This window comes from Methylobacterium sp. D54C, assembly GCF_053345595.1.
In genome coordinates this window covers 1-12,874 of sequence record NZ_JBKFAK010000049.1, presented here as the reverse complement: position 1 = coordinate 12,874, position 12,874 = coordinate 1, and the positions used below count along the sequence as shown (strand labels likewise).

The 12,874-nt window shown below is 62.3% G+C and carries 9 protein-coding genes and 4 pseudogenes; 9 read left to right on the top strand and 4 right to left on the bottom strand.

Translation table 11 applies throughout. The annotated features are described in order from the left end of the window. A pseudogene (locus tag ACLBYB_RS31600) lies at positions 1-111 on the top strand (IS110 family transposase); the annotation flags it as partial. Between the two features lie 16 nt (positions 112-127). Beyond that, positions 128-436, top strand: a pseudogene (locus ACLBYB_RS31595) (integrase core domain-containing protein); the annotation flags it as partial. A 280-nt stretch (positions 437-716) separates the two neighbouring features. Here ACLBYB_RS31595 and ACLBYB_RS31590 read toward each other — a convergent pair. Both ACLBYB_RS31590 and ACLBYB_RS31585 read right to left on the bottom strand, forming a co-directional pair. Beyond that, positions 717-2,762, bottom strand: a complete 2,046-nt coding sequence (locus ACLBYB_RS31590; RefSeq protein WP_447701210.1) for a diguanylate cyclase domain-containing protein — start codon at positions 2,760-2,762, stop codon at positions 717-719. A 355-nt stretch (positions 2,763-3,117) separates the two neighbouring features. Beyond that, positions 3,118-4,074, bottom strand: coding sequence for a helix-turn-helix domain-containing protein (locus tag ACLBYB_RS31585; RefSeq protein ID WP_447701209.1), 957 nt, complete (start codon positions 4,072-4,074; stop codon positions 3,118-3,120). A 214-nt stretch (positions 4,075-4,288) separates the two neighbouring features. On the opposite strand from ACLBYB_RS31585, the gene ACLBYB_RS31580 reads away from it, so the two are divergent. The 4 genes from ACLBYB_RS31580 (at position 4,289) to ACLBYB_RS31565 (ending at position 8,019) form a co-directional block, all read left to right on the top strand. Further along, a complete protein-coding gene (locus tag ACLBYB_RS31580; protein WP_447701208.1) occupies positions 4,289-4,729 on the top strand; it encodes a MucR family transcriptional regulator in 441 nt (146 codons plus the stop codon). A gap of 3 nt (positions 4,730-4,732) precedes the next feature. After that, entirely contained in the window at positions 4,733-5,830 is a 1,098-nt protein-coding gene (locus ACLBYB_RS31575; protein ID WP_447701207.1) for an HD-GYP domain-containing protein, read from the top strand. A 94-nt stretch (positions 5,831-5,924) separates the two neighbouring features. Next, positions 5,925-6,185, top strand: coding sequence for a hypothetical protein (locus ACLBYB_RS31570; protein ID WP_234742243.1), 261 nt, complete (start codon positions 5,925-5,927; stop codon positions 6,183-6,185). A 355-nt stretch (positions 6,186-6,540) separates the two neighbouring features. Next, on the top strand, positions 6,541-8,019 hold the full coding sequence (locus ACLBYB_RS31565; protein ID WP_447701212.1) for a methyl-accepting chemotaxis protein: 1,479 nt from the start codon (positions 6,541-6,543) through the stop codon (positions 8,017-8,019). Here ACLBYB_RS31565 and ACLBYB_RS31560 read toward each other — a convergent pair. Continuing rightward, positions 8,016-8,549, bottom strand: a pseudogene (locus ACLBYB_RS31560) (integrase core domain-containing protein); the annotation flags it as partial. The gene ACLBYB_RS31565 and the pseudogene ACLBYB_RS31560 sit on opposite strands and share 4 nt — an antisense overlap. Further along, positions 8,491-8,799: pseudogene (locus ACLBYB_RS31555) on the bottom strand (IS110 family transposase); the annotation flags it as partial. The pseudogenes ACLBYB_RS31555 and ACLBYB_RS31560, both read right to left, overlap by 59 nt. A 39-nt stretch (positions 8,800-8,838) precedes the next feature. Between ACLBYB_RS31555 and ACLBYB_RS31550 the strand changes: the two are divergent. The 3 genes from ACLBYB_RS31550 to ACLBYB_RS31540 form a co-directional block, all read left to right on the top strand. Further along, positions 8,839-9,816: an IS110 family transposase gene (locus tag ACLBYB_RS31550; RefSeq protein WP_447701211.1), complete on the top strand. Its 978-nt coding sequence runs from the start codon at positions 8,839-8,841 to the stop codon at positions 9,814-9,816. 906 nt (positions 9,817-10,722) lie between these two features. Continuing rightward, positions 10,723-12,051, top strand: a complete 1,329-nt coding sequence (locus ACLBYB_RS31545; RefSeq protein WP_447701206.1) for an MFS family transporter — start codon at positions 10,723-10,725, stop codon at positions 12,049-12,051. Positions 12,052-12,264: 213 nt separating this feature from the next. After that, positions 12,265-12,874 (top strand): thiamine pyrophosphate-binding protein (locus ACLBYB_RS31540; RefSeq protein WP_447701205.1); only part of this gene is annotated, 610 nt, incomplete at its 3' end.

Below are 12,874 nucleotides of genomic sequence, written 5' to 3'. Positions count from 1 at the left end.
CACTCCAAGCTGGAAGCGATCCGTTGCCTGAAGCGCTACATCGCCCGTGAGGTGTTCACGCTCATTACCCGGAGGCGGCAGGCGATCAACCAGACCCGCATCGCGGCTTGACACACAGAAGGGCGTCAGGGGCTCGCAATACCTCGCCCTGCGCTACACGGAGCGGCTGGCGGAGGCGGGGGTCGAGCCCTCGGTTGGCAGCGTCGGGGACAGCTACGACAACGCCCTGGCCGAGACGATCAACGGTCTGTTCAAAGCCGAGGTGATCCATCGCCGTGGGCCGTGGCGATCCTTCGAGGCCGTCGAGTTCGCCACTCTCGAATGGGTCGATTGGTTCAACACCCGCCGCTTGCTCGAACCCATCGGCAACGTGCCTCCCGCCGAGGCTGAGGCGCGCTACTTTGCTCGGGCCGAGGTAAGAGCCTTGGCAGCCTGACCCAAACCAAACGGCCTCCGGGAAACTCGGCGCGATTCAAGAAAACGCGAGAACGCCTGGGTTGGCAACCGACCAAGCAAGGGCTGCTCGCAGACTTGGCCAATCTTGAAGTCGGGGTCGCCTAAACCGCACGCTGAGTACGCTTTCAATCAATTTTGCACGTCTGCAATCAGGCCTTCGCTCTTGGAAGCAGACAGACCGCAAACCATCCATCTAAGCTGTGGAAAGACAGATTCACTGACCTCAAAAGCAGACTTCCCGACGATTTTACGAAGTCGAGCTAGGCGGCACGATCGGAAAGCTTGGGAGATATATCAGAACACACTTGGGCAGACTTATTGAGCTGTGGCTCGAACAGGCACCATGTCGATCGTCCCATGCTCTTCGAGCGGTAGAGCGCTACATCCGCATTCCGCAGCAGCCGCTCGACGGTTTGGCCCGCACCGTCGACGCAAGCGATCCCGATGCTCGTACCGATCGATACGGCGACGCCGTCGATTTGGAAGGCCTCCTTCAACGCTGCTACAATCCGTCCGGCGAGGGCAATTGCCTTGAGAGGCTGCAATCCCGGGACGGCCGGCACGCCTCCGTTGCAGACTACGGCGAACTCGTCTCCGCCGAGGCGAGCCAGCAGACATCCTTCGTCGACCACACCGCGCAAGCGGTCAGACACCGCGCTCAGCAAAGCGTCGCCGAAGGGATGCCCGTAGATGTCATTGATCTGCTTGAAACCGTCGAGATCGAGCAGGAGCAGAACTCCATGCCGGTCCTGCTCTGTGGAGACAAGCAGCTGCTGAAGAGCTTTGTTGAAGAGTACTCGGTTCGGCAGCCCGGTCAGGCTGTCGTGGTGCGCCATGTGCGAGATTAGCGCCTCGGCTCGCCGTCGCTCGGTTTCGTCGTCAAAAGTGCATACGAGATCGCCGGCACCAACAGGTTCGACCGTTACGCCTAGAATGCGCCCGTCCGCCATCGGGCAGGTCAGCTTCGCGGGCATGCGCGCTTGCGCCACCGCGCCGAATTCCGACACGAAGTTGGCGGCCTGCCGATAACTCGCACAGTCGCGGATATGGGTCAGGAGACCGTCCAAATTCGCTCCAGCACGCCGGAATGCCTCCGGCAGCTCAAAAAGCGTGGCCATGCGCGCATTGAGGAAAAGCACCCGCCCCGTGGTATCGAAAACGCATAGCCCCTGACCCATGCCGTCGAGTGCGCTTCCGAAACGGGCATATTCATCTTTGAGCCGACGATCGGCTACCGCCTCCGCTTCCGCTGCTTTCCGCGCGGCTTCGGAGTTGGCCAGGAGATTTCGGTCGCGGATCTGGCGCGCGTTTGTCCCTAAAAGCAGAACGAGTGCGCCAACCAGCATGATGACGGTGACACCGAGAGCCAATGTCTGCCTCCGCCACGCGGTGAGGGCGACCTCGACGGTGCGACTCGCGCCGACGATAAGTGGGAAGTGGTCCAACGGACGGATTGCAATGTAGCGGTCGCGCCCATCAATTGGCGTAACCATCCGAGCGACACCGGAGCCCTCGGGATCTCCCATCGAGCGCCGAAGATTCGGGACGGGTGGAACGACGCGGCCGATAGCACCAGACGGCGAAGGATAGCGAGCCAGCATGGTGCGATCGTCGGACACCATCGAGATCACGTCCGCCTCCATTGGCGATACGTCTGCGTAGATGCGCTCGAAGTATCGCATGTCGACGGCGGCCAGAATGTAGCCCTGTGTCGAGCCGTCGAGGGCAGAAATTCTGCGCGCGACATGAAGGGTCATCGCCACGCCGTCGCCGGCTGTCGTTGGCTCGACGATCGTTGTCCGAGTGGCTGAGGTCGCGGCCAATCGGCGGAAGAACGGACGTTCAGACACGTCCCGGTCTGTGGTCGGCCAACTTTGGGACGCGTTCAGGATCACGCCCTGCCGGTCGACGATCGCCAGAGCGACAATCTGGGGGAGCGCGGACGCGACCGCATCGAGGCGCTCGCGAACAATGATGGTCGTGGCCCATGCGTCTGCTCCGTCCGAGCTACTGGTTCCGACACCCGTATCGGCGAGACGTTGTCCCAGGTCATCCTCGGCCACCTCTACGGCTATGAGGGTCCGATCAGCCTGCTCCGCCAGAAGCGTCGTGAGGCCTCGGAGATCGCGCTCCGTGTTCTCGATCGTACCGTCGCGCAGGTCCTTCGCGAGCAGGCAAGCGGCTAGGACGAGGCCGAAAACGAGCAGCGAGGCCAGAGCGGCGATTGATCGTTGGCTTCGCAGAGCGCGATACCCGACCGCAAACAGTCCCCGCCACGGAACGACCGATCCCAAGTGAAGCGGCATTGATCGACTCGCGATGGGTAGATCCGGGCAGCTTGAGCGCGAATCCGCAATCGGCCTATCGCCGATGATTTCGGGAGATCACCATGCCGCGTGGTCCTTGAGAGCGGGTGAACTCCGATCGATCATATCAGCGAATTGCGACACAATCGGACTGCCACACGTCCGCTGAACCGATTCATTTACAAGAAATTAATGATGCAACTCGAAATTTGAGGGAAATTCAATCAAATGAAGTGCAGTGTAGATAAAAATTGAAAATTCAGCCGTTCCGCATTCAATCCTACCTCGTCACTCAGGGCGTATCTTCCCGTGTTGGAAAGCAGACACTGGCACCGTGTTCGCCCGAGCGCCGTTTCTATCGCATTTTCATTGCGCTCGCCCGGTATTCGCTTGGCGGCATGCCATAGCGATCCTTGAACCGCCGGGAAAAGTGCGACTGGCTGATGAAGCCACAGGTGTATGCCAGTGCGCCAAGCGAGAGGCCGATGCTACCAGGGTCGGACAACCGTGAGGCGGCCGCCTCAAGCCGGCGCTGCCAGATCCAGTCGGCGATGTTCTCGCCGTTCTCTCGAAACAACTGTTGCAACCACCTGAGCGAGACCCCCATGGCGATTGCGAGTTGCGACGCGTCGAGGGTCGGATCGCCCAGGTGGGCATCGACATAGGCCTTGGCCCGCTGAGTCAGGAGCGTGCCCGCCAGTGGTCTCGGCGTCTCTCGAGCTAGGCGCTCCGATAGGCCAGCCACGAGCAGATCGATCCCAATCGAGGATAGGCGTTCGGCGAGATCCGGGCTCAACCGCCCCTGGATCCGGGTCAATTCGTCGACGAAGTTCGTCACGAGAGGCGTGGTCGCCTGCTCGGTGCCGACTGTCAGCCCGGAATACAGTGCGACTGGGCCCAGCATTCGCTCCAGGCGTTCGCGAGGAACCTCCAGGACCAGCGAACGGGTGTGCTCCTTGGTCATCATGACGGTCGGCTTCCGATCCAGCACCACGAACTCACCGGGCCGCTGCATCGACTCGCGTCCTCCCTGCGCACAGGCCAGCGTGCCGGAGAGCATCACGACCACGGAGACCGTCTCGGACTTGTCGTGCCGTCGGATCGTTCCGGGCGTCGCCTCGGTGCGGATCGCGCTCTGCGTGACGCGTGTCATCGACACCGGGCCGAAATTTGCACCCTCGAGCCGTCCCTCGAATGGCTTCTTGCCGATCTTTTTCAACTCGACAGGTACGATCTGCTCGAAGATCGCGCTCTGCCAAAACTGGAAACTATCTCTCGGGTGCAATTGAGAAGTCGTTAACAGCTGCCGCATCTCAGAGCCGCTTTCCTGATTCGTCTTCGCGTCTGGACACGACTTTCTGCGTCCGGAGGCAAATCAATAGCGAGCGCGCCGGATATACTAGAATAAGTTCGCTGGGCCGTAAGCCGGTGGCTTGCGCCTCAATTGACCTGACCGTCTGATTTACCCGCCTTCAATGGAACGGCCAAGGCACATAAACCGAGCGCACGGTTTTGTGAGTCCAGGTATGAACATACTGAAGTACAGCATCAAACCATACAATACGCGATCCGATGCAAGCGCTGCCTTTATGGTGGAGCAGACCGCTGCCCTTTTGGCCGCCTACGTCTCGCGCAATGCTGTCCCGACCGCAGATCTGCCGCGGGCTATCAGGGAAATCCATGCGGCGTTGTCGGCGTTGCAGAACAACGCCGCTCGAGCCCCTGCTTCAGACCCACCGACCAGATCTGCGATCGCAGCCTCGATCAGGCACGACCGTCTTGTCAGCTTCATTGATGGTAAGGCGTACAAATCCCTAAAACGCCATCTGACGGCTCATGGGATGACGCCCGGCGAATACCGCAGCCGGTATGGTCTGCCGAGCGACTACCCGATGGTGTCGCCCGGCTACGCCAAGCTTCGTTCTCGCATCGCCAGAGAAACCCAATTTGGATTTAAGGCAGCGTGAGCGATGCCGATTCGCAGCGTTGTCATGCTGACCGATAGACCGGATCGCGGCCGTGCTCTCGCGGATGCCGCTCGACCCGTCACCCATTGCCGGGTGGCCGGACTCGCCGACGACTGGACCGATCTCGATCACGTCCGTGGCGTGATCGCAGACGTCTCGTTGGAACACGTCGACGCGAGGCGCTGCCTCGGCAAGCTCTCCAACCGGCTCGGCGGCCGCCCATTGCCGATGGTCTTCGTGATGCAGACGATGCGCGGCGAGGAACTCAGGCAGGCTGAACGGCTCGGCGCGACTGCGTGCTTTCCGCCGCAGACCGTCCCACGTGCACTTATAACCGGCCTTTTCCGTCAGATCGCGCCTGGCAAGGCCATGACCGACCTCTTGGTTGAGCACAGCTTCGATCGAGCGGACTTGCTGTTCACGGACATGCTTGAGGCCACTCGCCACGGGGGCGTCGATTTGGAAGCGGTCGACGGCGAGATCGATCCCATTCTCAGCGCAGTGAACATGGGAGGACTCAGGCCGTGGCTCAAGCTCGTTCATGCACATGATGACATGACTGTCCGGCACTGCCTCTTGGTAGCGGGGCTCGCGGCCCACTTCGCGCTCCATCTTGGCCTGTCGATCGACGATCGGACCTCGCTAGTCCGCGGGGCTCTGGTGCACGACGTTGGAAAGGCGAAGATCCCGCTGGCGATCCTGCGCAAGCCGGGCACGCTCGACGCCGATGAGTTGCAGGTGATGCGGACGCACGCCGCGCTCGGGCATGAAATGTTGATGACCGCGGGGATGACGGACGCGCTCGCCCTGACTGTCACGCGCCACCATCACGAGATGCTGGATGGCTCAGGCTACCCCGATGGATTGAGCGGCGCAGCGATCTCCGATCCGGTCCGGCTCCTGACCGTCTGTGACATCTATGCTGCGCTGATCGAGCACCGGCCTTATCGCCCAGCCATGACGCAGCCCGAGGCGATCGCGATCCTGAGGCGCATGACGCCGGACCGACTGGAGACGGCCCTGGTCGAGGCATTCGCGGCTTCGCTGATTGATGGTCAAACTGCTACTCGGCTGGCCGAAGTCGTTCCGCGTCGAAGATGAGTAGAACCCAAATGCCATGAGCGACGATCGGCATTAGCAGTTAGCTCGATTAGGGTAAGCGTTTCCGTCAGCACTAGTAACGATCAAAGCGACCATGCCGACTAAGCCTTCGACCCTCGCAGACCTGCGCAAGGCTGCCGTCATCAACAGCCGAGAGATCGTTGCGGCGATTGATGCCTACATGCGGGACCCGGCAGCGGGTGTTTACCGGTTCCCGAGTGGTCACAGCCTCGACATCTCATCCATTGTGAAGGCGACGCCTGCCTTGAGCGGTACTGAGCTTGGCCCGCAGGAAAAGACGTTCCGCAACGCACTAGCCGTCGCCATCATGGCGGCTCATCCGACAGAGCCGTGATAGCCTAGTGCATACGCGAGGCACGCGGTCTGGGTCCCCTTGCGCCCCACTCAAGCCCGCGCTCCCAGTTTTGTGAAGCCTGAAACCGGACGTAGGCGCAGGTAAGCATAGCAGGCTGACGTTGAATCTAGACTGAGAGGGCTGGTTCCTGTGGTCGATAGGCTCGGGATTGCTAAAGCAGCCAGTTTTCACAAAACCTATTGAATTATGCATTCAATGCCCACGACAGTCGTATTAAGGTTTAACCCAGGTTTTAAACCAGCGGATTGTCAGTTTTGTCAGTATGAATTAACAAAATCTAAACTATTCCATGGCAGATTCGATCCAATCTTTCAATCATGGGATACGCATCTCAATGTTTCCGGCACGCTCGGATTGTCAGGCCAAGCTGAATGCACTCAACAGTGCGCACGCACTGATTGAGTTCAGCCTCGAAGGCACAGTCATCACTGCCAACCCCGTTTTCCTGGCGCTCCTCGGCTATGAGCTCGACGAGATACGTGGAAAGCATCACTCCATCTTCGTTGATCCGGCGGAGCGCGAAAGTCCAGCCTACAAGGAATTCTGGGCGGCGTTGCGCCGAGGTGAGCATCAGGTCGCTGAGTACAAGCGGGTTGGCAAAGGCGGTCGCGAGGTTTGGATCCAGGGAAGCTACAGTCCGCTCATCGGACGTAACGGCAAGCCGTACGGTGTGTTTAAATGCGCCACGGACGTCACTGCTCAGACACTGCGTAACGCAGACTTCGAGGGTAAACTGAATGCCCTTGACCGCTCTCAGGGCATTATCGAATTCAATCTCGATGGCACGGTCATTACGGCCAACGCCAATTTCCTTGCTTTGATCGGCTACGAGCTCGACGAGGTCAAGGGTAAGCACCACGCAATATTCATCGATGCGGCAAAGCGCGAGGATGCAGCCTACCGCATTTTCTGGGAAACACTGAAACGCGGCGAATTCCAACAGGCCGAGTACAAACGGTTTGGCAAGGGTGGTAGAGAGGTCTGGATCCAGGCAACCTACAATCCGGTTCGCGATGCTGCGGGCCGCCTCGTAAAGGTGGTGAAGTTCGCTACCGACATCACCGAGGCTGTCTCTGAGCGGCTGCGGCGGGCTGAACTGCACCGGGGCGTCGATCGCGACTTGGACGGCATTGCTATCGCCCTCTCCCAAGCGTCGCAGCAGGCGGTCGGCGCGGCGAGCGCCGCTGAAGAGGCCTCCGGAAACACCCAGAGCGTGGCAGCCGGATCCGAGGAGCTGGCCGCATCAGTTGGCGAGATCAGCGCTCAGGTAACTCGCGCGTTGCAGGTCACAGGTCGGGCGGTCGAGCAGGCGGTCGCAACCTCTACAGTTGTCGCCGGACTCGCCTCCACGGCGCAGCGCATCGGGGAGGTGGTCGAGATGATCAAGACGATCGCCGGTCAGACCAACCTGCTGGCACTCAACGCGACCATCGAGGCTGCCAGGGCCGGCGAAGCCGGCAAGGGCTTCGCGGTGGTGGCCTCCGAGGTGAAGTTCCTCGCAACGCAGACCGCCAAGGCGACCGAGAGCATCAGCAGCCAGATCGCGCAAACTCAGGCCGCGGCGAACCAGGCCGCCACCGCCATCTCCGGCATCGGACAAACGATCGGCGAGGTCAACGAGATTTCCTCGGCCATCGCGACAGCCGTCGAGCAGCAGGCTGCCGTCGCGCAGGAGATGTCGGCCAACATGCAGGCAATGACCCAGGCCGTGGGGGAGATTAGCCGCAACGTCAGCGCGATCGCTAACTCAACGCAGGACATCGATGCCTCGACGCGGCACGTACGCGAGGCATCGCGAGCCATGGTGGCTTAGTTGTCTGGATGTGAGACCTCCTTGGCGTCTTCAACGATGCGGAGGGCGCGTTTGATGAGATTAGGACTGGGTGGTCTGTAGGTTGGGTTGGCCAATGCGGGATCAGTTTCGAGGCGCTGACGCAGCAACATTTCGGGCGAGAGCCCACTGAGTACGCGCTGGCGGCGGCCGTTGTAGGCCGCGTTGAAGCCGCGCAGCACAATCTCCAGCTCAGCGTGGCTGTAGAGCGTGATCCCCAGCACCTCCCGCTGGACGCGGCCGTTGAAGCGCTCGACCATGCCGTTTGTTTTGGGTGTGTAGGGGCGGGTCTTGCGATGCTGCACACCGTGCCGCTCGCAGGCGGCCTCGAACGCATCGGCCGTGAAGCAGGAGCCGCGGTCAGTCAGCACGTGCGTGACCTTGAACGGAAAGGCCCCGAGGGCATCCGTGAGGCAGGCCACGGCCGAGGCGGTGGTCTCGTCGTCCTTGCCAGCGAGATGCACGTAGCGGGATCGCCTCCGCGTCGGCACGATCGTTCTTCTGGCGTTTGACGAACGGCTTCACGTAGACCGCCGGCACCAGCCGGACCTCGTGACCGCTCGCCTGGGCCACACGACCCCAGTGATGCGACGTCGCACAAGCTTCCATCGCCACGACGCAGGCCGGTTGATCAGCAAGGAGTGCGGCAAATCGAGAGCGCGACAGCGCGCGGTTATAGAGAACCGTCCCGTCCGGACCTACGGCGCAGACTTGAAAGCTGCCCTTCGACAGATCGACTGCCAACATGCTGATCGTCGTCATCGATGACCCCTATGATCGGTTCCACTACAACCGTCAGGCATACGAGATGCCGGTCGATGGGGGGCATCCACCGCATCAGTTCACACCCTCTTCGTCGGTTTCAACGTGTCCAAGGACCGTCTCGACGTTCACCTCAGACCCTCGGACGAGGCCTTCCATGTCCCTCGGGATGTGAAGGGGTTCGAGGCCCTCATGCGCCGCTTCAGTAACCGCCCGGTTGCCCTCGTCGTCATGGAAGCCACTGGCGGCTTCGAGGCGAGCGTCGCTGCCGCGCTCGCCGCGGGCGGACTGCCGCTCTGCATCGTCAACCCGCGCCAGATCCGCGACTTCGCCAGAGCCATGGGCCGCCTGGCCAAGACCGACACGCTCGACGCTGAGGTGTTTGCCCTCTTTGCCGAGCGCATGAGACCGCCGGCTAGACCCCTGCCGGAACCGGAGAGAAGCCACTTCGCCGAGCTCGTGAGCCGGCGGCGGCAGATCCTCGGGATGATCAACATGGAGACCAACTGCCGCGATCAAGCTGTCGATGGGCAGCTGATCCGAAGGCTCAGGCGGCACATCGCCTTCTTGGAGAAGGAGCTGGCGGAGCTCGACGGCGATATCGGCCAAGCCATCAAGGCCTCTCCGGTCTGGTGCGAAATCGAGGCGTTGCTCAAGTCAGTCCCCGGAGTAGGCGACGTCACCGCGCGCACGCTTCTGGCTCAGCTGCCTGAACTCGGCACGATTGGGCGCCACCAGCTCGCGGCTCTCGTCGGCATCGCCCCGATCAACCGCGACTCGGGCCTGATGCGGCGCCGCAGGTCTATCGCGGGCGGACGAACCTCTGTGCGAGGTGTGCTGTACATGGCTGCCTTGACCGCGATCCGACGAGGCACTTCTTTCCGGCCCTTCTATGAGCGGCTCACCCAGCGTGGCCGACCAAGGAAGGTTGCCCTCGTGGCGGTGATGCGAAAGCTTCTGGTGACGCTTAACGCGATCGTTCGCGACCGCACACCCTGGCAGCCACTGACCACTTGACCTTCGTCACAGCCGCTCCGTCGTGCGGGCGCTGCCGTGGAGAATTCGGCCTATAGCGCATCCCTCGCCGCATGGTGGTCAACCGTACCACCACATCGCGGGATCAAACACCTAGCGAAGGGCGGAAGCTAACGAGCTCGGGCGGTGGCCGCGGCGTAGAGCCGGGGTCGGCGTCAGAGGCTGTCGGGGACGCGAGGTCGGTCGAAGGAGAGTATGGCACAACAGTCGGCGAGACGGGGCCGGAAGAACCGGTGCTTTCTACCGTGCCAGCGAGCACGCCTTGGGTGACTTGGTTCCGGTCTGCGAACTCCCATACGGGCCCGCAGCTCACGGCTGCAGCAGAGGCCGGACAGATGGCAGCAACCGACATCGTGCCTACCCATCAAAAGCCACTTGCGTTCCAGGGGGCGTCCACAGATGAAATGTCGTAGGTCCGCTTTCGGGCGCAGAACAAGTAAAAGCGGACGCTTCGCGATTAGAGATAATTGGCCGAAGACCAAAAAACTGCTTTCAGCCGATCAAGAGCAGAGTTCGGAGGGAAGCTTGTCGAGGGGGGAGGCGGAGGTGTCCGTTTGCCAGCGAAGGGTGCTTTAAAACCTTTTGCTAGGCCTTAGGGTCCGCAAACAGCCCCCTCAAACCTGCAGGCGACAGCGATCGGCGGAATCCCGCCGAAGGCCGAAAGCCAAGCGGCGGAAACTTGCCGAGCAGCGGTAGGATGCTCGGCACCAAGCCACTGATTTCAGTCGCATTTCTCGAATTCTTCGATTTGGCATCGCCGTTGCCAATGCAGTAGCACGCGTCCCGATGATGCTGCCCAAAGAGGCCGAAGGCCCAGGGGAGCGGAAGCGCGTCGATCCCGCCCCGCCGAAGTTGTGGGGCCGTAGCCAAGAAGATGGGAGAACGCACATGAATACGGCTGTCCCCGCGGTGACGGGAGTGATACCGACCGCCGAAACTTCCGACCGTCAGAAGATCAAGGCCATCGTCGCTGCCTCGTCGGGCAACCTCGTTGAATGGTACGATTTCTACACCTACGCCTTCACGTCGATCTACTTTGCTTCGGCGTTTTTCCCGAGCAGCAGCCCGACCGGTCAGCTCCTGGCGACGGCCGGCATCTTCGCCGTCGGCTTCTTCATGCGACCGCTGGGCGGCTGGATCTTTGGCCGCATCGCCGACCGGCGCGGCCGCAAGTCGTCGATGGTCTTCTCCGTGCTCCTGATGTGCGCCGGCTCCCTCATGATCGGCCTGCTGCCGACCTACGAGTCGATCGGCGTGCTCGCGCCGGTCCTGCTCCTCGTCGCGCGCCTCGCGCAGGGGCTTTCGGTCGGCGGCGAGTACGGCACGGCCGCGACCTACATGAGCGAGGTCGCCGGCAAGGGACGCCGCGGCTTCCTGTCCTCGTTCCAGTACGTGACCCTGATCGGCGGCCAGCTTCTCGCGGTGCTGGTCGTGTTCGCCCTCCAGCACGCCCTGACCGGTGAGGAGATGCGCGCCTGGGGCTGGCGTGTGCCGTTCCTGATCGGCGCCGCCGCCGCCGTCGTCGCGATGATGCTGCGCGGCTCGCTGAAGGAGTCGATCTCCCACGAAACGATGAAGAGCAAGGACGCCGGCTCGCTGCGGACCCTCATGCAGCACAAGCGGGCGGTGCTGATCACGCTCGCCTTCACCATGGGCGGCTCGCTCTACTTCTACACGATGACGACCTACATGCAGAAGTTCCTCGTCAACACGGTGAAGCTCGACCTCAAGTCGGTTTCCACCGTGATGACGCTGGCGCTCATCGTGTTCATGCTGCTGCAGCCGTTGTTCGGCGCCCTTTCCGACCGTATCGGCCGCCGCAACAACATGATCCTGTTCAGCGGGCTCGCGACCCTCGGCGCGGTCCCGCTGCTGTCGTCGCTGTCGCTGGTGTCGAGCCCCTACGCGGCCTTCGGCCTGATCCTGGCGGGCCTCGTCATCGCGACCTTCTACACGTCGATCAGCGGCGTGGTGAAAGCCGAACTCTTCCCGGCGGAGGTGCGGGCGCTCGGCGTCGGCCTGCCCTACGCCATCGCCAACGCCCTGTTCGGCGGGACCGCGGAGTACGTCGCCCTGTCGTTCAAGTCCTACGGCAACGAGAGCCTGTTCTTCTACTACGTCGCCTCCATGGCCTCCGTCGCCTTCCTGGCATCGCTGTGGATGCCCGACACCCGCAAGTACGGCTACCTCGACGGCAACGGCCGGATGAAGGACTGACGACCGGCGCATTGGTCCCGGGGACCCGGACGGTCCCGGCAAGAACGGTCCCGACCCAAAGCGGCCGGGACCGGCGAAGCGAGCGCGGCATCGGCGAGCGTCATGCGGCGATGGTCCGATCCCATCGACGGCCCGCCGCCGGCCCCTGCACGCGTCGCCCCCGACCTCCGCATTCCCTGCCCTCGATCCATTGAGAATGAATTGGCCATCCCCATGTCAAAGGGTTCAGACCTCCTCGTCGCAGCCCTCGAGAACGAGGGCGTCGACCGCATCTTCGGGATTCCCGGGGAGGAGAACCTCGACGTCGTCGAGTCCCTGCGCACCTCCAAGATCGAGCTCGTCCTCACCCGCCACGAGCAGGCGGCGAGCTTCATGGCCGCCACCCACGGCCGGCTCACCGGCCGCCCCGGCGTCTGCCTCTCGACGCTCGGACCGGGCGCGCTGAACTTCTCCACCGGCGCGGCCTACGCCCATCTCGGCGCCATGCCGATGATCATCATCACCGGCCAGAAGGGCATCCTGTCTTCGCGGCAGGCCAAGTTCCAGATCGTCGACGTGATCTCGTCGATGAAGCCGATCACCAAGATGGCCCGGCAGATCGTCTCGGCCTCCTCGATCCCCACCATCGTGCGCGACGCCTTCCGGGTCGCCACCGAGGAGCGGCCCGGCCCGGTGCTGCTGGAGCTGCCCGAGGATATCGCCTCCGAGGAGGCCGAGGCCGACCTCGTCCCCTCGCACCCGATCGACATCCCGGTCGCGCACCCGACCGCGATCGCGCGCGCCGCGGACATGATCCTGAAGGCCAAGCGCCCGCTGATCATGC